This window comes from Serratia entomophila (assembly GCF_021462285.1).
Classification (GTDB): Bacteria; Pseudomonadota; Gammaproteobacteria; order Enterobacterales; family Enterobacteriaceae; genus Serratia; species Serratia entomophila.
On record NZ_CP082787.1, the window covers coordinates 4,670,797 to 4,696,231 of the forward strand.

Sequence of the window (25,435 nt, forward strand, 5' to 3'; positions counted from 1 at the left end):
AACCGGCCGCCTGGCTGCAACCTGAAATCCATAGGGTATAGTTACAGCGCTGTTGCCCACAGAGGTTCTGCTCTGTTTATTATACCGTTTCCAGCCGGGCGTAGGCCGCCACTAGCCACTTGATGCCTTCGCCCGGGAAGGCTACCTGCAGCCGGCTGTGTTCGCCGCTGCCTTCCAGATTCACGATGGTGCCTTCGCCGAACTTGGCATGACGCACGCGCTGGCCCAGCTTGTAGCCGGTGTCGTTTTCACTGATTGGCGTGCCCATGCGGCGGTGATTCACCGGGCGCGAAACGCTGGCGCGCAAGCGCACCTCTTCCACGCAGTCTTCCGGCAGCTCGCCGATAAAGCGCGACGGCCGGTGATACACCTCTTTGCCATATAAGCGGCGCGTTTCCGCGTAGGTGAGCGTCAGCTTCTGCATGGCGCGCGTCAGGCCCACGTAGGCCAGGCGGCGTTCCTCTTCCAGCCGGCCGCCTTCATCCAGCGACATCTGGCTCGGGAACATGCCCTCTTCCATACCGACGATAAACACCAGCGGGAACTCCAGCCCCTTGGCGGAGTGCAGGGTCATCAGCTGCACCGCGTCCTGATAGGCGTCGGCCTGGCCTTCGCCCGCCTCCAGCGCCGCGTGCGACAAGAACGCCTGCAGCGGCATCAGATCCTGATCTTCTTCCTGGTAGCTGAACTGGCGCGTCGCCGTCACCAGTTCCTCCAGGTTTTCGATGCGCGCCTGGCCCTTCTCGCCCTTCTCTTGCTCATACATGATGAACAGACCGGAATCGCGGATCACCCGGTCGGTCTGCACATGCAGCGGCATCTCGGCGGTTTCGTGCGCCAGCGCATCCACCAGCTCGGTAAAGCGCTGCAGCGCCGAGGCGGCGCGGCCCGCCAGCACCTTGTCCTGCAGCAGCGCGCGGGTGGCCTGCCACAGCGTCAACTGGCGATCGCGCGCGGCCTGGCGTACCACGTCGAGGGTGCGATCGCCGATGCCGCGCGTCGGGGTGTTGACCACCCGTTCAAAGGCCGCGTCGTCGTTGCGGTTGGAGATCAAACGCAAATAGGCCAGCGCATCCTTGATTTCCTGACGTTCGAAGAAGCGTTGGCCGCCGTAGATGCGATACGGCATCGCGGTCTGCAACAGCGCCTCTTCCAGCACCCGCGACTGGGCGTTGCTGCGGTACAGAATGGCGCAGTCGTTCAGCGCGCCGCCGTTGTCCTGCCAGGTCTTGATGCGGTTGACCACGAAGCGCGATTCGTCGAGCTCGTTGAAGGCGCAGTAGATCGAGATAGGCTCGCCTTCTCCGCCCTCGGTCCACAGGTTTTTGCCCATGCGCCCGTCGTTGTTGGCGATCAGGGTATTGGCCGCCTTCAGGATGTTGCTGGTCGAACGGTAGTTCTGCTCCAGGCGGATGGTCTCGGCACCGGGGAAGTCCTTCAGGAAGCGCTGAATGTTCTCCACCTGCGCGCCGCGCCAGCCGTAGATCGACTGGTCGTCGTCGCCGACGATCATCACGTTGCTGTTGTTGCCCGCCAGCAGGCGGATCCAGGCGTACTGGATGCTGTTGGTATCCTGGAATTCGTCCACCAGTACGTTGGTGAAGCGCTCGCGGTAATGGTTGAGGATATGCGGCTTGTTCAGCCACAGCTCGTGGGCGCGCAACAGCAGCTCGGCGAAGTCCACCAGCCCGGCGCGGTCGCAGGCCTCCTGATAGGCCTGATAGATGCGCAGCCAGGTGGCTTCCACCGGATTGTTGTAGGTTTCGACGTGCTGCGGGCGCAGGCCTTCGTCTTTCTTACCGTTGATGTACCACATCGCCTGGCGCGGCGGCCACTGCTTCTCGTCGATGTTCAGCGCCTTGACGATGCGCTTGAGCAGCCGCAGCTGGTCGTCGCTGTCGAGGATCTGGAAGTCCTGCGGCAGATTGGCTTCCATATGGTGTGCGCGCAGCAGGCGATGCGCCAACCCGTGGAAGGTGCCGATCCACATGCCGCCCTGGCTGGTGCCGATCAGGTGCTCGATGCGGTGGCGCATTTCCGCCGCCGCCTTGTTGGTGAAGGTTACCGCCATGATCGAATACGGCGAGCAGTTCTCCACCGACAGCAGCCAGGCGATGCGATGCACCAGCACCCGGGTTTTACCGCTGCCCGCGCCGGCCAGAACCAACAGGTTGCAGCGCGGCGCCGCCACGGCTTCGCGTTGTTTTTCATTCAGGCTGTCGAGCAGATCGGAAACGTCCATAGGCACCATCATAGGTAAGGGAAAACGCAACCAAAACGCGTTTTCCACTGGGAATTTATACAGAGTCAGTCTGGGATTATACCCGAAATAATTGAAGTTGCAGCAAGGCGGCAAGTGTGCGAATCCCCAGGCGCTTACGCAAGCAAGTGACCGGGGTGCACACAGGCAGCCAACGCGGCTGCGGCTTCAAGTATGAAGGGGATGCAGCAATGCCGTCAGCGATGCCAACTGCGAAATCTCAAGATGCGGCAGCAGGCGGCCGTCGGCGGCCTGCATCAAATCACGCTGACGATCGTTGATCCAGCAGGCCTGCAGCCCCGCGCGCAGCGCGCCGGCCACGTCGGTGGTCAGGTCGTCGCCGACGTGCAGGATCTGCCCGGGCGCCACGCCCAGCCGTTCGACGGCCAGCCGATACATGTCCTGATAGGGCTTGGCGCGCCCGTCCGGCCCGGAGCGCAGCACGAACTGGAAGTAGCCGTCCAACCCGCACAGCGCCGGATCGGCATTGCCGTTGGTGATCGCCACCAGCGGATAACGTTCACCCAGCGCCTTCAGGGTGGCGTGAGTCGCTTCCGGCACCTCGATGCGGCTGCGCCACAGCGCAAAGTTCTGCATCGCGGCGTCGGCGCCGACGGCGGCCTCGGCGTCGCGCAGCCCCTGACGGCTCAGCGCCAAATGGATGGCGCGCCAACGCCACTGGGTAACGTCGTGGTAAATCTCCGGATCCTGTTCGCGCAACTCCTGCCGCAGGCGGTGAAAATCCGCCGACTGGAAGCCGCTCAGCCCGGGATGGTAGCTTTGCAGAAAAGCCACCGACTGCTGCTCGGTTTGCCGGATGACCGGACGGTTGTCGTACAGCGTGTCGTCCAGATCGAAGGTCAGCGCCGCCAGCGGGCGCAGCGGACGGTAAAAATGCATCAGGATTTCCCCCGTTTGGCGCGTGGATGCGCGGCATCGTACACGTTCGCCAGATGTTGAAAGTCGAGGTGGGTATAAATTTGCGTGGTGGTCAGGTTGGCGTGGCCGAGCAATTCCTGCACCGCGCGCAGATCGCCGCTGGACTCCAGCATGTGGGTGGCGAACGAGTGGCGCAGCTTGTGCGGATGAATGTGGCTGTTGACGCCCTGCTTCACGCCCCATTCGGCGAAGCGTTTTTGCACGTTGCGGGTCGAAATGCGCCGCCCCTGATTGGACAGGAACATCGCGTCGTCCTCCGGCCCGAACAGTTCACGCATCGCCAGCCAGTGCTCCAGCCAGGTGACGGCGGTGCGCCCTACCGGCAGCTTGCGTTCCTTGCTGCCTTTACCCATCACCCAGATTTCACCGGCGGCCAGATCGACGTGGCGGCAGTCCAGCCCCACCAGTTCAGACAAACGCAAACCGGCGCCGTACATCACCTCCAGCATGGCGCGATCGCGCACCGCCAGCGGATCGTTGAGGTCGATCTCCAGCAGCTGATTCATTTCGTCGACGTCGATATTTTTCGGCAGGTGGCGGCCGCTGCGCGGCGTGCGGATACCCTTGGCGGGGTTGGCGTGCAGCACGCCCTGGCTGACCAGCCAGTCGAGAAAGCTGCGCAGAGACGACAGCCGCAGCGCCAGGCTGGCAGACTGCAGGCCGGCGCGTTTGCTGCGCGCCGCCAGCATGCGCACCCGGGCGGCGTCGAGCGCCGTCCATTCGGTTATGCCGATGTCCTGCGCCAGCAGCATCAGCGCCTGCAGCTGGCGCGAATAGCTGATTTGGGTCAGCGGGCTAAGCTGGCGTTCCACCTTCAGATAACGCAGGAAAGCGTCCACCGGCTGCTGCAGGCTGGCCGCTATCGGGGTCATGCGCGTTCGATCCAGCGTTCCAACAATTCCGGCAGCATGCGCGCCAGCTGGTTGAGCATCACCGTGCCCATGCCTTGCTGATAATGTTGCGTGTCGCGGCTGCTGAAGATCACCATGCCCAGTTCGCCGTCGTCGCCCAGCATCGACAGCGCCACCGAGCCCACCTGCTTGGCCTGCGGCAACAGCAGCAGCAGCTCGGGGCCATTCAGGCTGCCGAGGAAATGCTGCTCACTGCCCAGGCGCTGAATGCGCAGCGGTTCGAACGCCGAACGCGCCAGGGCCAGATGGGTGAAGTCGGAAGGCGCACCGATGTTCCAGCGATCGGCAAACAAGCGGATGTTGGCGCCGGCCAGGCCGAAGCCGCGCGCCCAGCGCTGCAGACGATTGAGCATGTCCTGCAGGCTTTCTGCGGTGGCCAGGTTGGCCTGCAGGTGCAGCAGGCTGGCGAACAGCGTTTCGTTGGCGCTGGCCTGCTCCATCAGCAGCGTGATTTCTTCTTCCAGCCGATCGATATGGTTGCGCTGGCGCGCCAGATGCCACTCCACCAGCGACACGGTGCCGCGAACGGGATGGGGGACGCGCATCTGTTCAACCCTGCGCGCGTTGCGAATAAAGAAATCCGGATTTTGCAGCAGATACTGCATTACGGTGTCGTCATCCAGCTCAACGCCTGCGACGCTCTGTTCTTCTACGCTTTTCATAGGTGAATAAATCCGTCATATACATGGGTTGCCGGACCGGTCATAAACAGCGGGCTGCCCGGCCCTTTCCAGCGAATATGCAGGCTGCCGCCCGGCAGTTCTACATGCACCTCTTCTGACAGCAATTCCTGTTGAATGCCCACCGCCACCGCCGCACAGGCGCCGCTGCCGCAGGCCTGCGTCTCGCCGGCGCCGCGCTCATAGACGCGCAGCTTGATGTGTTCGCGGCTGACGATTTGCATAAAGCCGATGTTGGCCCGCTCCGGGAAGCGCTCGTGCCCTTCCAGCACCGGCCCGAGCAGCTCTACCTTGGCGGTTTTTACATCATCTACCTGTAAAACACAATGCGGGTTGCCCATCGATACCACGCCGCACAGTACGGTATGTTCCGCCGCGCGCATGATGTAAGTCTTCTCCGCCTTGGTGGCGCGAAACGGCACCGCCTGCGGATCGAAATTCGGCTCACCCATATTGACGCACACCAGGTCATCGTCGGTGACGCTGAGCACCATACGCCCGGTCTGGGTGCTGACGCGAATATCCCGCTTGTTGGTCAGCCCTTTCAACCGCACAAAGCGGGCAAAACAGCGCGCGCCATTGCCGCACTGCGCCACCTCGCTGCCGTCGGCGTTAAAGATGCGATAGTGGAAATCCAACTCGGGATCGTAAGGCGGTTCTACCACCAACAGTTGGTCAAAGCCGACGCCCAGGTGCCGATCGGACAGCCTGCGGATCAGCTCAGGTGAAAAATAGACATTCTGTGTAACGGCATCGACCACCATAAAGTCGTTGCCCAGACCGTGCATTTTGGAGAACTGCATATCATACTCCGCTATCTGGACGCGCTATCCGTCTTGGTTTTGCGGCGGCGCCCGCCACCGCAAATAAGGTATTACTGGCCGGTCATCGACGGTTTCTGCTGAGAGCCAGAAAGCTCTTGCTGGTTTTTTTGCACCTGCTCACCCGTTTGCACTGGCGCCGCAGCCGGCTTTTTGTCGGCGGGATCGGCAGGAGGGAAGTACAGCGGGCCCTTCAGGCCGCAGCCGGCAAGGCCGGTGAGCATAACTGCCAGCAGCGCATAGCGTAGTTGTTTTTTCATTTGCATTAATGCCTGTAATTCATGCGTCCAAGGTCTCTATAATCGCAGGTGGATCATGAAAAGCAATAGGAATTGAATATGAACGACAGTGAGTTTCACCAGTTGGCTGACCAGCTGATGCTGAATATAGAAGAGACACTGGACGATTTTGACGGTGATGCGGATGTCGATTACGAAACCAATGGCGGCGTGATGACCCTAAGCTTCGAGAACGGCACCAAAATCGTCATCAATCGCCAGGAGCCGCTGCACCAGGTCTGGCTGGCCACCAAGGCCGGCGGCTACCACTTCAACTATCGCGACGGCGTATGGCTGTGCGACCGCAGTGGGCAACCTTTTTATCAGTTGCTCAGCGAAGCGGCCAGCGCCCAGGCCGGGGAAGAGATCGGGTTTTCCTGATGCTGCAGGGCTCGGTGCGCCGGGCCCTGAATCAATGCAGCTGAAACTGCTGCTTCAGCGGCGGCGCGGCGCCATCGGCGACCGTAACGCACAGGCTGGACAGCACGTTGCTGCGGAACGGGATCACCTGCGTGCGGCCGTCGAGCTGCACGATTTGGTAGAACTGCGGCAGGTTGAAGTTGATAAAGCTGGAGCCGTAGGTGAAGCGGTCGTGTGAAGAAGAGTAGAAGCGGCTGACGTCGCGCACCAGTTCCTCTTTGCTGCCCTCACAGTGGTGGTAAACCTCCACCCGGTTCGACTCATCCAGAATATAGATGTTAAAGCCCTTATCGTCCGAGGTGTCTTCAAAGAAGAACTGGATAATCCCCTCGCTGGCGAACCCATCCACCACCGGCGGCAGGTGCACCTGATCGGTTTCCACTTTAATCGACAGGCCGTGCAGCTTGTTGTTGGAGATGGCGCCGTAAAATTCCACCGCGTTTTCCAGCTTCTGCACCGACACGCTCAGCCGTTCGAAGAACAGGCCCCAGGTCTGGCCCGCCACGCGCACCGCTTTGAAACGGCCCGGCTCCAGGCGCGTGCTGGACAGGCGCAGCTCGATGCATTCCGAAACCAGCTGCTGGATGCGGGTGCGGATCAGGCCGCGCAGGTGCTGGCTGTAGCAGAATACTTCCACCGACTCCGGCGGCGCGGCGTCCTGGTGCATTTTGCCGAGGATGGTCTTCAGCGCTTCCAGCACCGATTGCTCGCCGCTGAAATGCAGGGTGCGCACCTCGTTCCACGAGTTGCGATACAGCAGATCGATGCTGCCCACCAGGCACTGCTGCTGCTGGCCGAAGCTGAACACGTCGAGCTTGCGGAAATCGAAATGCACCACCTGATTGCGGAAGGCGGCGGTCGGATCGTTTTCCAGGTTGACGATAATCGCCAGATGGCGGATTTCGCACGGGCTATACAGCGCTTTTGGCGTCGGCGCCGCCAGGCGCAGCGGGAAATGATGGGACACGTCGGCCACCAGCTCCTGCAGCTTGGCGGTGTCGCACAGGTTGCCGCTCTTGATATGCAGGCGGGTCTGCGGCGTCAGCAGGCCGTTGAAATAGGCCCAGGCCACCAGCTTGTTCAGGTAGCGGTTATATTCCAGCGGCTGATGGCTGACGATAGAATCCATGGCCGGCGCCTGGTTGTACAGGTACCAACCGGTGCGGTTGGCGCGGCCAACCGGCACGTGAATAAAGGTTAAATCGCTTTCCGACAGGTCCGGCGAGATCTGCGGGTTCACCAGCGTCACCTTGCCGGGCAGCGCTTCAAAGGCTGCATACAGCTTGCGGGTCAACACGCCGATGTCCTGCGGGCTGGCGCTCACGCTGAGGTTGTTGCGGCGGGCGAAGCGGATCAGGTTGCGATAGCTCTGCATCATCGCGTCCAGCAGTTCGTTGTGCGCTTCGCGCACCCGTTCAATCTTCCAGTTGGCCCGGTTGTCCAACATGGCCAACCGCTCTTCGTCCCAGCCCCATTCGCTGACCAGTTGGCTGAGGATCTCCCGGCGCCAGCCGACGCAGGCCTTGGACAGCGACAGTTTTTCACAGACTTTGAGGTAGAAACAGCGGCGGACCAGATCGAGGCGGGTAGTGTCGTTGATTTGGGTCAGATAGTGGGTGACCCGTTCGAGCATCATACAGTAGGCGTCGAGCCCGAAGCAGACAATCTCGCCCTGATGCAGGCGCTGCTTGATGCCCATAGCCAGCAGTTGAGTATTGGGGTATTCCCAGGAATAGGCTTCCAGCAGCAGGGTTTTCAGCACCGCCTTGTACGGCGAGTCGATGCTTTTGTACAGTTGCCACAGGCTGGCGCCGAAGTATTCTTCCGCCGACAGCGTGCTCAGGCCGCCCAGATCCAGCCATTCGTTCGGCGTTAGCGCACCCTGCGAATACAGCGACAGCACATATTCGTCGTAATGCGCTTCTTCTTCGCCCGGCACCATGTTCCACAGAATGCGTTTGCCGGCCAGGCGCACCGCGGTGCGGTAGAATTCATCCAGCAGCAGGATATGTTGGGTGGAGCCGCAGTCTTCGCCGCCCAGGTTGCCGCTTTCGTTGTGGCGGAAGCGGTTTTCATCGATCAGGAAGAAGCTGACTTCCACTCCCATCGACGCCGCCCACTTTTCCAGCAGGCTGCACTTTTGCTGCAGGCGATTGCGCTCTTCGTTGTCCAGCCAGGACTGGTGGCAAACCCAAATATCAAGATCCGAGCTGCAGCTCTGGCCGATCGAGGACGTGCTGCCCATCGAATAAACGCCGGTAATCGGCAGCTCACCGCTGGCCAGCTTGTCAAACGGGCTGCCCCATTTGTCTTCTAAATCATTAAGGTAATCTTGCTGGATTTCATCGGGCGTGTAGAGGCAAACGCCGTGGGGAACGTTACCGTTCAGGTAACCCGGCATCAGAGGGTGGTGGTGGTGCAGTAAGGTAGGCAGCAGACTGTATACCCGTTGAAACGCGGGCTTCATGGCCGCTAGGGCGCGATCGACTCGAAGTTGATTGATCGCATCCAGTCTCTGCTTCAGTGTCTCGATGTAGAGGTACAAGACGTCTCGCCTGATTATCCCGGTGTTTAGAAAAAAACCCGTATTCCATAAGCGCCGTTAGTGTTGGAAGAATATTTGGCGACTTATTGCTGGAAACGTGATCAATTTAACACCTTGCTGATTGACCGTAAAGGAGGTAGCGCTCCACTATTATTGTAGCGCCACTCTAAACGATTTACCCGCAGTGTTAACTGCCCCAAAACACATCACACGTCCCGTTGATTCCGTTGTCCTTTTTCCGCCTCTCCCTTCTTGCACTGACAGTATTGACTCTCGGTGGTAGGATGGATGGCGAATTATAAAAACGGTAACAAGCATGTTAGACAAAATTATTCGAATTGCCACCCGACAAAGCCCACTTGCTCTCTGGCAAGCACATTATGTGCAGCAACGCCTGATGGCCAGCCACCCCGGTTTGCAGGTTGAACTGGTGCCGATGGTGACCCGCGGCGACATTATTCTTGATACGCCGCTGGCGAAAGTCGGTGGTAAAGGACTGTTTGTTAAAGAGCTTGAGCTGGCGCTGCTGGAAGGCCGCGCGGATATCGCCGTGCACTCGATGAAAGACGTGCCGGTGGATTTCCCGGCCGGCCTGGGTTTGACCACTATCTGCGAACGCGACGACCCGCGCGACGCCTTCGTCTCCAACCGCTTTTCCTCGCTCGATCAGCTGCCGCAGGGCAGCGTGGTAGGCACCTCCAGCCTGCGCCGCCAGTGCCAGCTGCGTGAGCGCCGCCCCGATCTGATCGTGCGCGATCTGCGCGGCAACGTCGGCACCCGCCTGGCGAAGCTGGATAACGGCGACTACGACGCCATTATCCTGGCGGTAGCCGGTTTGAAACGCCTCGGGCTGGAGCAGCGCATTCGCTGCCCGCTGAGCGCCGAAGAGTGCCTGCCGGCGGTCGGCCAGGGCGCGGTGGGCATTGAGTGTCGCCTTGACGATGACCTGACTCGCGCACTGCTGGCGCCGTTGAATCATGCCGCCACCGAAACCCGGGTGCGCGCCGAACGGGCGATGAATACCCGGCTGGAAGGCGGTTGCCAGGTGCCGATCGGCAGCTATGCCGAACTGGACGGCGACAGCCTGTGGCTGCGCGCGCTGGTCGGCTCGCCGGACGGCAGCCAAATGGTGCGCGGCGAACGCCGCGGCCCGGCGGCCAATGCCGAACAAATGGGCATCGAACTGGCGGAAGAACTGCTGGCGCGCGGCGCGCGTGAGATCCTGCGCGACGTTTACCAGGGAAACCCGCCGGCATGACCATCCTGGTAACCCGCCCTTCTCCTTCCGGAGAGCTTCTGGTGAGCCGACTGCGCGCGCTCGGCCGGGTTGCCTATCATGCGCCGCTGATCGACTTCGCCCCCGGCGGCGATCTGCTGAAGCTGCCGCAGGCGTTGCGGCAGCTCAGCGCCGGCGACCTGGTGTTCGTGCTGTCGCAACACTCGGTGAATTACGCCGACTCGGTCATTGGCCGCGCCGGGCTGACATGGCCCGGCCATTTGGCCTATTATGCGATAGGCCGGGCCACCGGGCTGGCGCTGCACCGCATCAGCAGCCTGCCGGTGGAATACCCGCGCGAGCGTGAAATCAGCGAAACGCTGCTGATGCTGCCGGCGCTGCAAAAGCTGGACGGCAAGCGGGCGCTGATCTTGCGCGGCAACGGTGGGCGCGAGCTGCTCGGCGATTCATTGCGCGAGCGCGGCGCCGCCATCAGCTATTATGAATGTTATCAACGCAGCCCGGTGCACTATGACGGCAGCGAGCAAAGCGCCCACTGGCAGCGGGCCGGCGTCGATACGCTGGTGGTGACCAGCGGTGAAATGTTACAACAGCTCTATAATTTAGTTCCTGATTACTATCGTTCCTCGTGGCTGCTGAAGTGCCGCCTGGTAGTAGTGAGCGAACGTTTGGCTACCCTCGCCCAGGACTTGGGCTGGAATACGGTTCGGGTAGCCGATAACGCCGATAATGACGCGCTGATCCGCGCGCTAAAATAAACCTGACTATGGGATGTGCCACTATGACGGAACAAAATACCCCATCCGCCCCGGTTGAAGAGCCGACCCCAGCGGTTGAGAGCGCCCGGCAGCCAGACGCCGAGCGCCGCAGAGGGAAAAATACCGGTCCGGTACTCGGCGCGATCGCCATTGTGCTGGTTATCGCACTGGGCGCGGGCGGTTACTACCACACGCACAAGCAGGCTCAGGCCCTGATCGCCGCCAACCAGGCGCTGCAACAGCAGCTGGATGGGCTGAAACAGAGCCAACAGCAAGAAAGAAGCGCGCTGGAAGGCCTGCTGCAACAACAGGGCAAAACCCTGGACGCCGCCGATCGCGAGCAGGCGACCCTGGCGCGCCAGCTGAATGAACTGCAGGAAAAAGTCGCCACCATTTCCGGTAGCGACGCCAAAACCTGGCTGCTGGCGCAAGCCGATTTCCTGGTGAAAATGGCCGGCCGCAAGCTGTGGAGCGATCAGGACGTCACCAGCGCAGCGACCTTGCTGAAAAGCGCCGACGCCAGCCTGGCGGACATGAACGATCCCAGCCTGATCGACGTGCGCCGCGCCATCACCGAAGACATCAGCACCCTGTCCACCCTGACTCAGGTCGATTTCGACGGCATTATTCTCAAGGTCAATCAGCTGTCCAACCAGGTCGATAACCTGCGCCTGGCGGACAACGACACCGATGAAGCGCCGATGGATCAGGACAGCGGCGAGCTTTCCAGCTCGATCGGCGAATGGCGGCAGAACCTGACCAAAAGCTGGCACAATTTTATGGCCGACTTCATCACCATCCGCCGCCGCGACGCCAGCGCCGAACCGCTGCTGGCGCCGAACCAGGACATCTACCTGCGCGAAAACATTCGTTCGCGCCTGCTGGTAGCCGCGCAGGCTATCCCGCGCCACCAAAACGAAACCTACAAACAGTCGCTGGAAACCATCTCCACCTGGGTACGTGCCTATTTTGACACCACCGACCCGGCGACCAAGGCCTTCCTCGAAGAGCTGGACACGCTGAGCCAGCAGTCGATCGCGATGGACGTACCGGAGCAGCTGAAGAGCCAGCCGCTGCTGGAAAAAGTGATGCAGACCCGGGTGCGCAATCTGCTGTCGCAGTCTCCTGCCGCCGCTCACCAGGAGGGATAAGCCATGTTACGCGTGTTATTTCTATTCCTGGTGCTGATCGCCAGCGTGGTGCTCGGGCCAATGTTGGCCGGGCACCAGGGCTACGTGCTGATCCAGACCGACAACTACAATATCGAGACCAGCGTCACCGGCCTGGTCATCATGGCGGTGCTGCTGTTTGTGGTGCTGCTGGTGATCGAATGGATCCTGCGCCGCATTTTCCGCACCGGCGCCCGTACCCGCGGCTGGTTTATCGGCCGCAAACGCAGCCGTGCGCGCAAGCAAACCAAGGCCGCGCTGATCAAGCTGGCGGAAGGCGATTACAAGCAGGTTGAACAACTGCTGACGCGCAATGCCGATCATGCCGAACAGCCGGTGGTGAACTACCTGCTGGCCGCCGAGGCCGCCCAACAGCGTGGCGACGACTTCCGCACCAATCAATATCTGGAGCGCGCCGCCGAGGCCGCAGACACCGATCAATTGCCGGTGGATATCACCCGAGTGCGCATTCAACTGGCGCAGGGCGAGAACCATGCCGCACGCCATGGCGCCGATCGCCTGCTGAACCAGGCGCCGCGCCATCCGGAAGTGCTGCGGTTGGCCGAACAGGCCTATCTGCGCACCGGCGCCTACGCCTCGCTGTTGGAGATCCTGCCGTCGATGCGCAAAATCGATCTGCACAGCGAAAGCGAGCTGCAGGCGTTGCAACAGCAGGCCTATATCGGCCTGATGAACCAGGCGATGGCGGATGAAGGCAGCGACGGGCTGAAGCGCTGGTGGAAAGATCAGAGCCGCAAAACACGCCACGAAGTGCCGCTGCAAATCGCCATGGTGGAACACCTGATCGAATGCAATGACCACGAGCTGGCGCAGGAAATCGTGCTGGATAGCCTTAAGCGCCAGTACGACGAGCGCCTGGTGCTGCTGATCCCACGCCTGAAATCCGGTAACCCGGAGCAGCTGGAGAAGGCCCTGCGTCAGCAGGTCAAACAGCATGGCGCGACGCCGCTGCTGAACAGCACCCTGGGGCAGCTGTTGATGAAGCATGGCGAATGGCAGCAGGCGGCCGACGCCTTCCGCGAAGCGCTGAAGCAGCGGCCGGATGCCTATGACTACGCCTGGTTGGGCGACGCGCTGGAAAAACTGCATCGCTCGGACGAAGCGGCACAGATGCGGCGTGAAGGGCTGATGCTGACGCTGAAGCAAAACGGCGAGTAGCGCAGCAATGCATCGTCTTCAAGGCGTGCCCCCTGGGCGCGCCTTTTTTATCCGCTTTATTCTCCGGCCAGGGCATACAAACGCAGCCAACACTGATACGGCTCCAAGTATGGCAATTATATATACCCAAAATAATTGGAGCTGAATCAAGGCGGCAAGTTTGTAAATCCCCAGGAGCTTACTCAGGTAAGTGACCGGGGTGCACAAACGCAGCCAACACAGATACAGCTTCAAGTATGAAGGGGATAGGCAAAAAAAACACTTGCCGCGGTGGCAAGTGTATAAAAAAGCAATCAGGTCTAGGACAACAGGGGCGGTGCCTCACTCAACGTTACGCCCTGAGTGTGATGACGGCTTGTGTCATCGTTCTCGTGGGCCATAGGCACCCTAAATCGGCTCTGCGTCATTCCCAGGGTTTATGAGGCCATAAGGCGAACATAAGAGGTGGAATGAGCATCTACGATATAGATATTGCACTTGGCGTGCCAACTTTTGCACCCAAGCTGCCACAAGGGTAAAAAAATCACACCACGTTGAAATAAAAAGACTTTTATTTTCGAGGCTTTTTATTCCTCCTCCGGGCCCTCCTGCCGGCGAAGACCTGCCGCGGCAAAATATGTCGCCTTATAACGACGACTTAAGCCAAAGTGATTTTTATCTATAAAAATCATTTTGTTATATGTCTCAAACTGACGACAAAGCCTGATACGATTGTCGCTGAAAACCAACGCCGGGCGCAGAAAGCAAAAAGCCCGCTCATTGCTGAACGGGCCTTGCTTGAACTGCAGACGTAAAAAAACCGACTTTCGTCGGTTTCTTTGAATGTGGTCGGCGAGAGAGGATGACGCGCATCTGCGATGCTTGCCCTACGGGCCGTTGCTAAAGCAACGTGGTCTCGCTGCGCTCGGCTCAAACCTCCTTCGGAGGTTCTCATCCTCATAAACTACGGGCGTAAAAAAACCGACTTTCGTCGGTTTCTTTGAATGTGGTCGGCGAGAGAGGATTCGAACCTCCGACCCACTGGTCCCAAACCAGTTGCGCTACCAAGCTGCGCTACTCGCCGATTTCTTGATGCTGATACTACCGATTTATATCGCTTATGTCTATGTAAATATTATATTTATCAGACATTTTGTGTGTGGTGCGAAGAGAGGGACTTGAACCCTCACGTCCGTAAGAACACTAACACCTGAAGCTAGCGCGTCTACCAATTCCGCCACCTTCGCACAATCACAAAACAGCTTACAAATCTTCACTTCTCTTAGGAAGTGGGGTGGCTAATGGGACTCGAACCCACGACAACTGGAATCACAATCCAGGGCTCTACCAACTGAGCTATAGCCACCATTACTTCTTAACTTCACGCGGTAATACTACCACCGCAGCTCTTGCACACAAACTTAATGGTGCGCCCGACAGGATTCGAACCTGAGACCTCTGCCTCCGGAGGGCAGCGCTCTATCCAGCTGAGCTACGGGCGCGTAGCGCCGTTGCGGGAGGGGATACTACGGATTTACACCAATCCTGTCTAGTGCTTTTTCGCAGAAATGACGCGTTTGATTACGCTTTGCTCACTCCTGCACAGGAAAGCGTGCCCCGCAGCCCCTTTTTCCCTTTTACCGCGGCGTTTCCGCCTGTTTTTCAGCCGGATGATGCTTCTTGTGCATGCCCAAAGCAAAGTAGCACAGGCTGACGCCCGCTAAGAAAATCGCTCCGACCAGCAGAGAAACACGCGTATCCGGGTTAATTCCCATGCCAACCAGCACGCACAGCAGAAAAGCGATGGTCAAATAGTTCACGTAAGGGAACATAATCGACTTGAAGCTGTGGGTTTTAATCGCTTCCTTGTGGGCGCGACGGAAGTACAGCTGGCTGATCAGCACCACAAACCACGGCACCATGCCCGGCAACACGCTGGCGCTATAGACATAGACGAACACCTGCTGCGGATTGGGAATGATGTAGTTCAGCCCGGAGCCCACCAGCAGGCAGCCGATGGTTACGGCGATGCAGTTCACCGGCACGCCGCTGGCGGACAGCTTGGTCAGGGAGGCCGGCAGCTGGCGGTTCTTGGCCAGCGCGTAGAGCATGCGGCCGCCGCTGTACATGCCGCTGTTGCAGCCGGAGAGCGCGGCGGTGAGCACCACAAAGTTGATAATGCCGGCGGCGGCCACGATGCCAATCTTGGCGAAGGTCAGCACGAACGGGCTGCCGGCGGTACCGATACCGTTCCATGGGAAGATGGTGACGATGACAAAAATAGCGCCGACGTAGAAGATCAGAATGCGCCACAGGATATTGTTGATTGCGCGTTTCAACGTAATCTGCGGGTTTTTGGCCTCGCCGGCGGTAATGCCCACCAGCTCAACCCCCTGATAGGACGCCACCACGATGCACAGCGCGAAAAGGAAGCCTTTCCAGCCGCCGGCAAAGAAGCCGCCGTGGGCCGTCAGATTGGCGAAGCCAACCGGCTCGCCGCCGTTGCCGAAGCCGAATAGAATTACCCCCAGCCCCACCAGGATCATGACGATGATGGTGGTGACCTTGATCATGGCGAACCAGAACTCCAGCTCGCCGTACAACCGCACCGCCGCCAGGTTGGCCAGCGCCACCATCGCTACGGCGATCAACGCCGGCACCCACTGCGGGATCTCCGGAAACCAGAACTGCACATAAACCCCGATGGCGGTGATCTCGGAAATGCCGACGGCGATCCACATAAACCAGTAACCCCAGGCGGTCAGATAACCAAAGTAGGGATTCATATACTTATGCGCGTACACGGCGAAGGAACCCGCCACCGGCTCGAGGAACAGCATTTCGCCCATCGAACGCATAATGAAAAACACGAACAGGCCGGCGATGATATAAGCCAGCAGCACCGACGGGCCCGCCCATTTCAGCGTGCTGGCGGAGCCCATAAACAGGCCGACCCCGATAGTGCCGCCCAGCGCAATCAGCTCAATGTGCCGGGCCTCAAGCCCCCGATGTAGTCCTTGCGGTTTTTCTTTGTGTGCCATACATCCTCAATAGTTTTTTTCGGGTTGTGCTTGCCTGCCGGCCGCTGCCGGTCGTTATTGTTTTTAATGGAAATAGTGTAAATCATCCCCCGCCGTTCTGGCTGGCATCAACTTGTGATCGGGGCGATCTTACGGCGAGAAAAACGTCGTTCAGCGCTGTCGCATCGGGCGCCAGCGGCCAGGGATAATTTCCGGACGGTATCGTTTCGCATTTTGGCGCTATAAGCAAACCGCAATTTAAAACTTTATGGAATAAACAACGAAGGGTTTGCCGCCGGGGGTTATAGATACGTAGGCAAAACGCGCGAAAAGCAGTTTTTTTGTACACTCAGGCTGGCCGACGCGGTATTTTCCGCCCCGGCCAACGCTTACATTTTACCGCGGTAGTAGTAGCCGACGAATTTCAGCAGCTTCAGCTGGCGGCGAATGCGGCTGGGCTGGCTGAGCAGCCGGTAGAGCCATTCCAGACCCAGGTTTTGCCACACCTTGGGCGCACGCTTCACATGGCCGGTAAACACGTCGTAGGTGCCGCCTACGCCCATATACAGCGCCTTTGGATGCAGCTTGCGGCAATCGCGCATCAGGATCTCTTGTTTCGGCGAGCCCATCGCCACGGTGACGATAGCCGCCCCGCTGGCGCGGATGCGTTCAAACAGCGCCTCGCGTTGTTCCGGCTTGAAATAGCCGTCCTGGCTGCCCACCAGGTTGACGTTCCATTGGCTGCGCAGCTTCTGCTCGGTTTCCGCCAGCACCTCCGGTTTGCCGCCGATCAGGAATACCGGCGTGCCCTCGCGGCCGGCGCGCTGCATCAGCGCTTCCCACAGATCGGCACCCGCCACGCGCGAGACCTCGGCCCCCGGGTATTTGCGGCGGATAGAACGCACCATGCTGATGCCGTCGGCGTATTTGTATTCCGCCTCGTCCAGCAGCGCGTGCAGCGCCTGGTCTTCTTCCGCTTTCAGTATCTTTTCGGCGTTCATCGCCACCAGCGTGCCCTGCTTTACGCGGCCACCGTCGAACAAAAAGTCCATGCAGTGCGCCATGTCGCGAAAGCCCCACAGGCTGAAACCGCGCAGTTCATACTTAGGAACCGACATCTTTGCTTCCATCGTTACTCTTATCCTTACAAAAGGCCGTTAGCCTGCGGGGAAGGCGGTGCAAGCCGGCGCGAACGCCGCAGGCGCGCCCTGATCAACCCCGCGGTATCGAACAGCCAATACAGCAATTTCGCTATCACCAAACAGGCGCCGAAAATAATGCAGAAGAACACCACGCGCGAGACGAACGAATCGACCCCTTCACGCGCCAGCACAATCATGTTGAATACCGCCCCGAAGCAAAAGCCCTGCAGAATGGCCGCCTTATAGCGGTTCGGTTCGGTTTTGCCCATCTCGTACAGCCAGTCGAACCACTTGATAATCATGCCGACCAGCACCGCGCCAAGCGGGATAAACAGCACGCCCCCCATCACCACCAGCGAACCGATCAGCGTCGGCGAAATCGCCAGCCCCGAGTGGTTGTTCAGCACTTCCCAGGTAAAGTAGTTGGCGGAATTCAGCACCACGTCCGGCCGGCCCGGCCACAGCCAGGAAGGAATGAAGACGTAGAAATCACGCAGGATAGGCGCCAGCCCCTGGAAATCTATCTTGTCGTAGTTCTGCAACAGCAGCGCCAGGTTTTCCCACGGCGAGAAGGTATCGCGCGTCAGGTAGAGGAAAGTGTAGAAGGCTTCCGCACCGCTGACGTCGAGGCTATAGCGTTTCAGCGCCAGCCAGAACATGCCGACGATGCCAAATACGCCCGCCGCCGCCAGCATCCACAGGGTGATCCAACCGCGGACAATGCCGATAAACAGAAACAGCGCGAAGGCGATGATGATGTTGGCGCGGGTGCCGCCGACGATCACATAGGTCAGAATGCCGAACGCCACCGTCGCCGCCAGGAAGAAGAACCAGGCGCGCAGATCCTGCCGCAGGAAATACACCACCAGCATCGCCGGAATAAAGAAGTAAAAGAAGCGCTTGAGCGCCACGCCGGACACGTCGCTGGAGAAAATCTGGCTGTAGGAATTCAGCTTGAACAGCAGGAAGCCGTTCTGCATAAAGAAAATGCCGACGGTGCCGATCGCCACCAGCGCCAACAATATCCAGGTCAGGTGGGTTTCCACCCGATTCATGGTGAACAACGGCGCGCGCGGCCGGGTGCTGCGCTTGCGCAGCCGCGTTTTATAGCTGACGTAGTAGATGGCGTAGAACGCCGTGGCGGAAAGGACGGCGTAGAGCAAATACTCTACCGGCACCACCTCGACGTCGAACTGGAACACCAGCAGGCAGGTCAACGGGAAGCCGAAATAAAACGTCAATAAATACAGCACCGAGAAAAATACGTTGAAGTTAAAGCGAATGCGCCGGAACTCCTGGTAGGTCAGGGTGAGGATAAACAGCACGCTGACCAGATAGACCACAAACAGGCCGCCAAACTGCGCCAGCGTCATGAGCCTTCTCCCGCCGCCAGCATCAGCGCCTGTTGCCAACCATCGATGTAATTCGGATTAAAGAAGGCAATCGCCTGCTTATCCACCGAAGCCAGCTGGCGCTGCGCTTCGCGCACCACCGCTTCGTCCAGCGAGTCGCCGTAAAACAGCACCGGCAGATGCTGCTCCGCCAGATCCTGCCAGAACGGGTTCTGCCGGCTGAGCACAAAAGGCACGCCGAACTGGATCAGCAGGCACAGCGTACCTATGCCCTGCTGACGGTTGAAGATGAAGTAGCCGAGATCGCATTCGCGCAGGATGTTCAGATAATCCTCGAACGCCACCTGCTGCGTCAGCAGCTGCAGGTTCTTTTCATTGAACAGCTGCAGCCCGGCGGCCCGCACCTGCTCGATATAAGCGTCGTTGTTGGCCGGATAGCCCATCGGCAGGATCACGCGCACCTCGGCGCCGAACTGCTGATGAATCGCCTTCAGCGCTTCGATATGCCGGTTGGTGCGATCGCCGGAGTTGCCCACCAGGATGGTCAGCGGCCCGGCCAGGTTTTTTTCCACGCGGATGCCGGTTAACGCCGGGTCCATGCGCGTCGGGAAGTACAACAGCGAAGCCGGTACGCGCGCATGGCGCTGCTGGTAATGGGTCACGTCGCCGCGGGTGGCGAAGACGTTGGCCACCCGCCCCTGCGCAATGCGGCGCAGCAGGTAGAACAGCCGGTATTTCCAGCTCGTGGCGTCCTCGTACAGGTCGGCGCCCCAGATATGCCAGCTAACCTGGCGAGCCTTGATTTTGCCGCTCAGCAGCGCCAGCCACAATCCGGGATTAAACTGGCCATGCAGGAAGAAGCGCGCGCCGCGATCGGCCTGAGCGCGGGCGATGACCGCCTCCGCCAGGCTTTTTTTATCCGCAAACGGCTCGATGCTCAGCGCGGGGAAATCGCCCAGCGCCGCAACGTCTTTAGCCGCCACCATAAAATGGCGCGTCTGCTCTGCAGGCAGGCGCGGCGCCAGCACGTCGTTGAAGAAGCGCAGCACCGTCTGATTATGATGCGGGATGTCAGATCCCAGTACGTGAATCAGTCTGGTCATACTCGTCTACGATAAAGAAGAAATACACAGCTACAGAGCGTGAAATACACGATGTAGGTTGCCATATAGGCCTGAGCCGCCCCCAATGCGCCGTGCAGCGGTATCAGCCAGTGTGCGAACAGCGTCAGCAGCAGAAACTGGCTGACTTCCGTCAGGATATAAAAACGCAGCGACGCCTTGGCGATGACCAGGTAGCCGAACACGTAAGCGCCAACCTTCAGCACGTCGCCCACCAGCTGCCAGGCGAACAGGTCGCGCATCGCGACAAACTTGTCCGAGAACAGCAGCCAGATAGCGAAATCGCGCAGCAGCCACACGGTGAAGCTGGCCGCCGCTACCGCCGGCAGCACGAATTTCAGCGAACGCACAATCTCCCGCGAGATGGCGCCCTTATCCGTCAACCGCGACAGCGTCGGCAGCAAATACACGGTGAACGAGGCGGTGATGAACTGCAGGTAAGCATCCGAAATGCTGCTGACGCCCTGCCAGATCCCCACTTCGTCCCAGCTGTAATGCTGCGCCAGCAGGTTCCGCATCATCACGTAGGCCACCGGCAGCGTCACCGAAGTGATCAGCGCCATAATGGTGAACTTGCTGAGATTGCCGGCCACCGCTTTATCCCACGCCAGCGCAAAATAACGCAGCGGCAGGGTTTTGCGCCGCCACAGCATCAGCCCGGCCGGCAGCACCGCCAATGCTGGCACCAGCGCCAGGCCGGCCAACGCGCCCTCATAGCCGCCCAGCTTAAAACACAGGCAGTAAGCCACCACGCCAATCAGGCTGCCGCCGATCACCGCCAGCGCATTGCCCATCGCATCGCGATAGCCTTTCAGCACCGCCATAAACAGGTTGGCGTAGGCGATGCCCATCTGAATAAAGCCCAGGGCGCGCACCACGTCGACATACCCGGCATGCCCGAACAGCCCTATGCTGATGGGTTCCGCGGCGAACAAAAACACCAGCGCCAGCAAGGTCGAGAAACCCAACACGATGCTCGACCCAGTGCCCACGGCCAAACGCAGCCGTTGCGGGTCCTGGTGGTATTCCGCCACATACTTGGTGATGCCGTTAAAAATCCCAGCGCCGGACAGCACGCCCAACACGGTGATCAGCTGGCGAAAGTTGCCCGCCTGCCCTACGCCACTGGGGCCGAACGCCACCGCCAGCAGTTTAACCACCAGCAGCCCCACGCCGATTTTAATCAGCGTGGAGCCGGCGGTCCAAATAGACGCTTTTGCCAACGACATATCAGGCGAAGAAGCTCAGTATCGTATTAATCACCGTACGTTGATTGGCATCGGACATGTTGTAGAACAACGGCAAGCGCACCAGGCGTGCGCTGTCCTGGCTGGTATAGCGGTCTTCACCGACAAAGCGGCCGAAACGCTCGCCGGCAGGGCATTCATGCAGCGGGATATAGTGGAACACCGCCATGATCTCGGCTTCTTTCAAATAATTGATAAAGGCCGTGCGGTCGTCGATATCGCGCAGCTTGATATAGAACATATGCGCATTGTGCACGCAGTCCGCCGGAATGCTCGGCAGCGCGATGCGCCCAGCCTTGGCCAGCGGCAGGAAGCTGTCATAGTATTTGCCCCACAGCGCCAGGCGGCGCTGGTTGATGCGATCGGCCGCTTCCAGTTGGCCCCACAGATAAGCGGCCTGCAGGTCCGCCATCAGGTAGCTGGAGCCGATATCGCGCCAGGTGTATTTATCGACCTGGCCACGGAAGAACTGGCTGCGGTTGGTGCCCTTCTCGCGAATAATTTCCGCCCGGTCAATCAGCGCCGGATCGTTTATCAGGGTCGCGCCGCCTTCACCGCCGGCGGTGTAGTTTTTGGTTTCATGGAAGCTGAAGCAGCCGATATGGCCGATAGTGCCCAACGCCTTGCCTTTGTAGGTAGACATCACGCCCTGAGCGGCGTCTTCCACCACGAACAGGTCGTATTTCTTCGCCAGCGCCATGATGGTGTCCATCTCGCAGGCGACGCCGGCATAGTGCACCGGGACGATAGCGCGGGTCTTGTCGGTGATCGCCGCTTCGATTTTGCTTTCGTCGATATTCATGGTGTCCGGACGCACATCGACAAACACCGCCGTCGCGCCGCGCAGCACAAAGGCGTTGGCGGTGGAGACGAAGGTGAAGCTCGGCATGATCACTTCATCGCCCGGCTTGATGTCCAGCAGGATCGCCGCCATCTCCAGCGAGGCGGTGCAGGATGGCGTCAGCAGCACCTTCGGGCTGTTGAAACGCTGCTCCATCCACTGCTGGCTGCGGCGGGTAAAGCCGCCGTCGCCGCACAGCTTGCCGCTGCCCATCGCAGCCTGCATATACTCGAGTTCCGTGCCAACAACCGGTGGTGCGTTAAATGGAATCATGTCTACCTCTGTATAACCAGTACGCGGTGCTTTCGATAACGGCACCGTGCCGTTGATAGAGCCGTAAAGCGGCGATATTGCTTATCTGGGTCGCGACGCGCAGCCGCGCCAGCTGCTGCCGGCTGCACCAGGCGATGGCGGCAGCCATCAGCCGTGCGCCAATTCCTTTGCCTGAGGCCCCTGGAAACGCCGCCAACAGGCCAATGCGCGCTTCCTGGTCACCGATGTTCCGCAGGCTGACAAAGCCTTCAGGCTCCCCCTGGCTGCCCAACGCCAGCAGGCATTGGTGATCGAACGTGCCCAGCACCGCCTTTTCGCTCCACAGCGCATAAAACCGGCCGCTGTCCTCCGCCTGATACCAAGGGGCGCGAAAACGGCTGGCGGAAAATGTCTTGCTCGCCGCAGCGCGCAGCGCAGGGATGTCGTCTTGCGTGGCGAGGCGGATCCCCGCCGGGAAAGCATCATTACCCGAAGCATGTTTCATGCCAATCGTCAGCAGCAGGTCAATTTCGCCCTCCGCCAATTGAAAGCCGAACGCCGCCAAAGCGTCGGCCAAATCGAGGCGGGCGGCGGGAATTTTGGCCTGAACCAGAGAAAAAGCGTCCAGCGCAGCGGCGGTCAGCACCGGAGCGGACTCATGAACATGAAGCTTGGCGCTATTCAGCTGGAAGAATTCACTCTCCCACGCCAATGGCTCAACCGAGGCATGCAGCAGCATATGTTTAACCTTTCAGTTCCTGGCGTTGCCGCCAGGCCAGGTTCCGCAGAGGGGCTAGCCCCTCTGCGCCAACGGCTTTCGATTAACGCCAAACGCCCTTGGTATCAACGATCCAGGACTGTTTGACCTCTTCCGGCTTAATCGCCTTGAACTGCTGGTGATCGACCAGCATCACGATCACATCGGCTTGCTGCAGCGCCTCGTCGATATTCTTCAGCGTCACGTGGCCCGCCAGCGATTTCGGCAGCTGCTCGACGTTCGGCTCCACCGCCAGGGTTTCGCCCGCATGCCATTCGGCAATCAGATGCGCCACTTCCACCGCCGGGCTTTCGCGCAGATCGTCGATGTTCGGTTTGAAAGCCAGGCCAAAGCAGGCAATTTTCACTTCTGACGCGCGTTTGTCGGTCGTCGCCAGGCAATCTGCCACCGCCGCCTTCACCCGGTCGACAACCCACAGCGGTTTGCCGTCGTTAACCAGGCGTGCGGTATGGATCAGGCGCGCCTGCTGCGGGTTCTGCGCCACGATAAACCAGGGATCGACGGCAATGCAGTGGCCGCCCACGCCAGGGCCTGGCTGCAGAATATTCACCCGCGGGTGGCGATTCGCCAGGCGGATAAGTTCCCAGACGTTGATGCCCTGATCGGCGCAAATCAAAGACAGCTCATTAGCGAAAGCGATGTTCACGTCGCGGAAGCTGTTTTCCGTCAGCTTGCACATCTCTGCGGTGCGCGAATTGGTGATCACGCATTCGCCCTCGAGGAAAATCTTATACAACGCGCTGGCGCGTTCGGAGCATTTCGGCGTCATGCCGCCGATCACGCGGTCGTTCTGAATCAGCTCAACCATCACCTGCCCCGGCAACACACGCTCCGGGCAGTAGGCGATATTCACGTCGGCCGCTTCGCCGGCCTGCTGCGGGAAGCTGAGGTCGCTGCGCGCTTGCGCCAGCCATTCCGCCATCTGTTCGGTGGCGCCTACCGGCGAGGTGGACTCGAGGATCACCAGATCGCCTTTTTTCAGCACAGGCGCCAGGGATTTCGCGGCAGCCTCCACATAGGCCAGATCCGGCTCATGATCGCCTTTGAACGGGGTGGGCACCGCAATCAGAAACGCATCCGCCGCCAGCGGTTTGGTCACTGCCTGCAGATAACCGCCTTCGACCGCGGCCTTGACCACCTTGTCCAAATCCGGTTCCACGATGTGAATCGCGCCGCGGTTGATGGTGTCGACCGCATGCTGGTTAACGTCTACACCCACCACTTTCTTTTTGCGGGAGGCAAAGGCCGCCGCCGTTGGCAGGCCGATATAGCCCAGGCCGATAACCGAAATAGTGTTAAAACTCATAGTGTCACCTGACGATTCTTTAAAGCTGTGAGAATACGCTGGCAGGCATGCCCGTCACCGTAAGGGTTATGCGCCCGGCTCATGGCGTGGTATTCGTTCTCGTCCACCAGCAAACGGGTGACCGCATCAACGATTTTTGCCACGTCGGTGCCGACCAGGCGCACCGTGCCCGCATCGACCGCCTCCGGCCGCTCGGTGGTGTCGCGCATCACCAGCACCGGCTTGCCTAACGACGGCGCCTCTTCCTGAATGCCGCCGGAGTCGGTCAGGATCATATAAGCGTGCGCCATCAGGTAGACGAAGGGCAAATAGTCCTGCGGGTCGATCAACATGATGTTGTCGATGCCTTTCAGGATGCGATTGACCGGCTCGCTGACGTTGGGATTGAGGTGTACCGGGTAGACCACCTGCACATCCGGGTGGTTGCGGGCGATTTCTGCCAGCGCGCTGCAGATCCGTTCAAACCCGCCGCCAAAGCTTTCGCGGCGATGGCCGGTGACCAGGATCAGCTTTTTATTGACGTCCAGGAACGGGTAGCGCTGCGCCAGGCCGTCACGCAGCTCGGCGTCGCCCATGACGCGATCGCGCACCCAGAACAGCGCGTCGATCACCGTATTGCCGGTGACGAAGATATGGTCGTCCGGCACCAGCTCGCGCAGCAGGTTCTGGCGTGAGTTTTCCGTCGGCGCAAAATGATACATCGCCAGATGGCCGGTCAGTTTGCGGTTGGCCTCTTCCGGCCACGGCGAGTACAGGTCACCGGTGCGCAGGCCCGCCTCCACATGCCCGACGGGAATGCGCTGGTAGAAGGCCGCAAGGCTGGTCGCCAGCGTCGTGGTCGTGTCGCCGTGAACCAGTACCACATCCGGTTTGAAATCTTCCAGCACGCCTTTCAGGCCTTCGAGGATCCGGCAGGTGATTTCGCTCAATCCCTGCCCAGGCTTCATGATATTCAGGTCGTAATCGGGAACAATCTCAAACAGGCGCAATACTTGATCCAGCATCTCTCGATGCTGTGCCGTCACGCAGACTCTTGATTCAAAGGCCTCGTCCTGGGCCAGGGCATGTACCAGCGGTGCCATTTTGATGGCTTCAGGTCTGGTGCCGAAAACTGTCAACACTTTCACAGCGAATCTCTTTTGGTCGGTTAACCGCAGGTGTTCCTGCGATATTGGGCGCTTACGCACCCATCAGCGAATT

21 protein-coding genes, 4 tRNA genes and 1 other RNA gene are annotated in these 25,435 nt (G+C 59.7%); 5 read left to right on the forward strand and 21 right to left on the reverse strand.

Going from position 1 to position 25,435, the window contains the following annotated elements:
• Positions 1 to 79: 79 nt before the first annotated feature.
• From uvrD to lptM, 6 genes are all read right to left on the reverse strand, one after another.
• Positions 80 to 2,242, reverse strand: coding sequence for a DNA helicase II (gene uvrD / locus KHA73_RS22385; RefSeq protein WP_234586824.1), 2,163 nt, complete (start codon positions 2,240 to 2,242; stop codon positions 80 to 82).
• Between the two features lie 186 nt (positions 2,243 to 2,428).
• Positions 2,429 to 3,160: a 5-amino-6-(5-phospho-D-ribitylamino)uracil phosphatase YigB gene (gene yigB, locus KHA73_RS22390; RefSeq protein WP_234586826.1), complete on the reverse strand. Its 732-nt coding sequence runs from the start codon at positions 3,158 to 3,160 to the stop codon at positions 2,429 to 2,431.
• Positions 3,160 to 4,071, reverse strand: coding sequence for a tyrosine recombinase XerC (gene xerC / locus KHA73_RS22395; protein WP_234586828.1), 912 nt, complete (start codon positions 4,069 to 4,071; stop codon positions 3,160 to 3,162). The genes yigB and xerC overlap by 1 nt, the downstream gene beginning before the upstream one ends.
• Positions 4,068 to 4,772: a DUF484 domain-containing protein gene (locus KHA73_RS22400; RefSeq protein WP_234586830.1), complete on the reverse strand. Its 705-nt coding sequence runs from the start codon at positions 4,770 to 4,772 to the stop codon at positions 4,068 to 4,070. Before KHA73_RS22400 ends, xerC begins: the two co-directional genes overlap by 4 nt.
• Positions 4,769 to 5,593: a diaminopimelate epimerase gene (dapF, locus tag KHA73_RS22405; RefSeq protein ID WP_234586831.1), complete on the reverse strand. Its 825-nt coding sequence runs from the start codon at positions 5,591 to 5,593 to the stop codon at positions 4,769 to 4,771. The genes KHA73_RS22400 and dapF overlap by 4 nt, the downstream gene beginning before the upstream one ends.
• Before the next feature lie 71 nt (positions 5,594 to 5,664).
• On the reverse strand, positions 5,665 to 5,871 hold the full coding sequence (gene lptM, locus KHA73_RS22410; protein ID WP_314725589.1) for an LPS translocon maturation chaperone LptM: 207 nt from the start codon (positions 5,869 to 5,871) through the stop codon (positions 5,665 to 5,667).
• 78 nt (positions 5,872 to 5,949) lie between these two features.
• Between lptM and cyaY the strand changes: the two genes are divergently transcribed.
• Entirely contained in the window at positions 5,950 to 6,270 is a 321-nt protein-coding gene (gene cyaY / locus KHA73_RS22415) for an iron donor protein CyaY (protein WP_234586835.1), read from the forward strand.
• 31 nt (positions 6,271 to 6,301) lie between these two features.
• Here cyaY and KHA73_RS22420 read toward each other — a convergent pair whose 3' ends face one another.
• Positions 6,302 to 8,854, reverse strand: a complete 2,553-nt coding sequence (locus tag KHA73_RS22420) for a class I adenylate cyclase (protein ID WP_234586836.1) — start codon at positions 8,852 to 8,854, stop codon at positions 6,302 to 6,304.
• Positions 8,855 to 9,170: 316 nt separating this feature from the next.
• Between KHA73_RS22420 and hemC the strand changes: the two genes are divergently transcribed.
• From hemC to hemY, 4 genes are read left to right on the forward strand one after another with little or no spacing between them, the layout of a single operon-like run.
• Complete coding sequence (gene hemC, locus KHA73_RS22425) at positions 9,171 to 10,112, forward strand: hydroxymethylbilane synthase (protein ID WP_234586838.1); 942 nt, start codon at positions 9,171 to 9,173, stop codon at positions 10,110 to 10,112.
• Entirely contained in the window at positions 10,109 to 10,849 is a 741-nt protein-coding gene (gene hemD / locus KHA73_RS22430) for a uroporphyrinogen-III synthase (protein WP_234586840.1), read from the forward strand. The genes hemC and hemD overlap by 4 nt, the downstream gene beginning before the upstream one ends.
• Before the next feature lie 23 nt (positions 10,850 to 10,872).
• Positions 10,873 to 12,000: a uroporphyrinogen-III C-methyltransferase gene (gene hemX, locus KHA73_RS22435; RefSeq protein ID WP_234586842.1), complete on the forward strand. Its 1,128-nt coding sequence runs from the start codon at positions 10,873 to 10,875 to the stop codon at positions 11,998 to 12,000.
• Positions 12,001 to 12,003: 3 nt separating this feature from the next.
• Positions 12,004 to 13,197 (forward strand): protoheme IX biogenesis protein HemY, encoded by a 1,194-nt coding sequence (gene hemY, locus KHA73_RS22440; RefSeq protein ID WP_234586844.1) that lies wholly within the window; start codon positions 12,004 to 12,006, stop codon positions 13,195 to 13,197.
• 825 nt (positions 13,198 to 14,022) lie between these two features.
• Here hemY and KHA73_RS22445 read toward each other — a convergent pair.
• From KHA73_RS22445 to wecB, 14 genes are all read right to left on the reverse strand, one after another.
• A non-coding RNA gene (locus tag KHA73_RS22445) (RtT sRNA) lies at positions 14,023 to 14,151 on the reverse strand.
• 32 nt (positions 14,152 to 14,183) lie between these two features.
• Positions 14,184 to 14,260 (reverse strand) — tRNA-Pro (locus KHA73_RS22450).
• A 76-nt stretch (positions 14,261 to 14,336) separates the two neighbouring features.
• Positions 14,337 to 14,423: transfer RNA gene (locus KHA73_RS22455), tRNA-Leu, on the reverse strand.
• A gap of 43 nt (positions 14,424 to 14,466) precedes the next feature.
• Positions 14,467 to 14,542 (reverse strand) — tRNA-His (locus KHA73_RS22460).
• Positions 14,543 to 14,601: 59 nt separating this feature from the next.
• Positions 14,602 to 14,678, reverse strand: a tRNA-Arg gene (locus tag KHA73_RS22465).
• A gap of 135 nt (positions 14,679 to 14,813) precedes the next feature.
• Positions 14,814 to 16,217 carry a bifunctional threonine/serine APC transporter ThrP gene (gene thrP, locus KHA73_RS22470; RefSeq protein WP_234586846.1) on the reverse strand — a complete coding sequence of 468 codons (1,404 nt, stop codon included), beginning with the start codon at positions 16,215 to 16,217 and terminating at the stop codon, positions 14,814 to 14,816.
• A 368-nt stretch (positions 16,218 to 16,585) separates the two neighbouring features.
• Positions 16,586 to 17,326, reverse strand: coding sequence for a lipopolysaccharide N-acetylmannosaminouronosyltransferase (wecG, locus tag KHA73_RS22475; protein WP_234586848.1), 741 nt, complete (start codon positions 17,324 to 17,326; stop codon positions 16,586 to 16,588).
• 14 nt (positions 17,327 to 17,340) lie between these two features.
• Complete coding sequence (gene wzyE, locus KHA73_RS22480; RefSeq protein WP_234586850.1) at positions 17,341 to 18,711, reverse strand: ECA oligosaccharide polymerase; 1,371 nt, start codon at positions 18,709 to 18,711, stop codon at positions 17,341 to 17,343.
• A complete protein-coding gene (locus KHA73_RS22485) occupies positions 18,708 to 19,793 on the reverse strand; it encodes a TDP-N-acetylfucosamine:lipid II N-acetylfucosaminyltransferase (RefSeq protein WP_234586852.1) in 1,086 nt (361 codons plus the stop codon). The genes wzyE and KHA73_RS22485 overlap by 4 nt, the downstream gene beginning before the upstream one ends.
• Positions 19,790 to 21,040 (reverse strand): lipid III flippase WzxE, encoded by a 1,251-nt coding sequence (wzxE, locus tag KHA73_RS22490; protein ID WP_234586853.1) that lies wholly within the window; start codon positions 21,038 to 21,040, stop codon positions 19,790 to 19,792. Before wzxE ends, KHA73_RS22485 begins: the two co-directional genes overlap by 4 nt.
• A gap of 1 nt (position 21,041) precedes the next feature.
• A complete protein-coding gene (rffA, locus tag KHA73_RS22495; protein WP_234586855.1) occupies positions 21,042 to 22,172 on the reverse strand; it encodes a dTDP-4-amino-4,6-dideoxygalactose transaminase in 1,131 nt (376 codons plus the stop codon).
• On the reverse strand, positions 22,159 to 22,890 hold the full coding sequence (gene rffC / locus KHA73_RS22500; RefSeq protein ID WP_234586857.1) for a dTDP-4-amino-4,6-dideoxy-D-galactose acyltransferase: 732 nt from the start codon (positions 22,888 to 22,890) through the stop codon (positions 22,159 to 22,161). Before rffC ends, rffA begins: the two co-directional genes overlap by 14 nt.
• An 82-nt stretch (positions 22,891 to 22,972) precedes the next feature.
• Positions 22,973 to 24,235, reverse strand: a complete 1,263-nt coding sequence (gene wecC / locus KHA73_RS22505; protein ID WP_234586859.1) for a UDP-N-acetyl-D-mannosamine dehydrogenase — start codon at positions 24,233 to 24,235, stop codon at positions 22,973 to 22,975.
• Complete coding sequence (gene wecB / locus KHA73_RS22510) at positions 24,232 to 25,362, reverse strand: non-hydrolyzing UDP-N-acetylglucosamine 2-epimerase (protein ID WP_234586860.1); 1,131 nt, start codon at positions 25,360 to 25,362, stop codon at positions 24,232 to 24,234. The genes wecC and wecB overlap by 4 nt, the downstream gene beginning before the upstream one ends.
• Positions 25,363 to 25,435 lie beyond the last annotated feature (73 nt).

What these genes read in the sequence shown, in the direction of transcription:
- uvrD (WP_234586824.1), bottom strand. Translation starts at nt 2,242, where the DNA reads ATGGACGTTTCCGATCTGCTCGACAGCCTGAATGAAAAACAACGCGAA.
- yigB (WP_234586826.1), bottom strand. Translation starts at nt 3,160, where the DNA reads ATGCATTTTTACCGTCCGCTGCGCCCGCTGGCGGCGCTGACCTTCGAT.
- xerC (WP_234586828.1), bottom strand. Translation starts at nt 4,071, where the DNA reads ATGACCCCGATAGCGGCCAGCCTGCAGCAGCCGGTGGACGCTTTCCTG.
- KHA73_RS22400 (WP_234586830.1), bottom strand. Translation starts at nt 4,772, where the DNA reads ATGAAAAGCGTAGAAGAACAGAGCGTCGCAGGCGTTGAGCTGGATGAC.
- dapF (WP_234586831.1), bottom strand. Translation starts at nt 5,593, where the DNA reads ATGCAGTTCTCCAAAATGCACGGTCTGGGCAACGACTTTATGGTGGTC.
- lptM (WP_314725589.1), bottom strand. Translation starts at nt 5,871, where the DNA reads ATGAAAAAACAACTACGCTATGCGCTGCTGGCAGTTATGCTCACCGGC.
- cyaY (WP_234586835.1), top strand. Translation starts at nt 5,950, where the DNA reads ATGAACGACAGTGAGTTTCACCAGTTGGCTGACCAGCTGATGCTGAAT.
- hemC (WP_234586838.1), top strand. Translation starts at nt 9,171, where the DNA reads ATGTTAGACAAAATTATTCGAATTGCCACCCGACAAAGCCCACTTGCT.
- hemD (WP_234586840.1), top strand. Translation starts at nt 10,109, where the DNA reads ATGACCATCCTGGTAACCCGCCCTTCTCCTTCCGGAGAGCTTCTGGTG.
- hemX (WP_234586842.1), top strand. Translation starts at nt 10,873, where the DNA reads ATGACGGAACAAAATACCCCATCCGCCCCGGTTGAAGAGCCGACCCCA.
- hemY (WP_234586844.1), top strand. Translation starts at nt 12,004, where the DNA reads ATGTTACGCGTGTTATTTCTATTCCTGGTGCTGATCGCCAGCGTGGTG.
- thrP (WP_234586846.1), bottom strand. Translation starts at nt 16,217, where the DNA reads ATGGCACACAAAGAAAAACCGCAAGGACTACATCGGGGGCTTGAGGCC.
- wecG (WP_234586848.1), bottom strand. Translation starts at nt 17,326, where the DNA reads ATGGAAGCAAAGATGTCGGTTCCTAAGTATGAACTGCGCGGTTTCAGC.
- wzyE (WP_234586850.1), bottom strand. Translation starts at nt 18,711, where the DNA reads ATGACGCTGGCGCAGTTTGGCGGCCTGTTTGTGGTCTATCTGGTCAGC.
- KHA73_RS22485 (WP_234586852.1), bottom strand. Translation starts at nt 19,793, where the DNA reads ATGACCAGACTGATTCACGTACTGGGATCTGACATCCCGCATCATAAT.
- wzxE (WP_234586853.1), bottom strand. Translation starts at nt 21,040, where the DNA reads ATGTCGTTGGCAAAAGCGTCTATTTGGACCGCCGGCTCCACGCTGATT.
- rffA (WP_234586855.1), bottom strand. Translation starts at nt 22,172, where the DNA reads ATGATTCCATTTAACGCACCACCGGTTGTTGGCACGGAACTCGAGTAT.
- rffC (WP_234586857.1), bottom strand. Translation starts at nt 22,890, where the DNA reads ATGCTGCTGCATGCCTCGGTTGAGCCATTGGCGTGGGAGAGTGAATTC.
- wecC (WP_234586859.1), bottom strand. Translation starts at nt 24,235, where the DNA reads ATGAGTTTTAACACTATTTCGGTTATCGGCCTGGGCTATATCGGCCTG.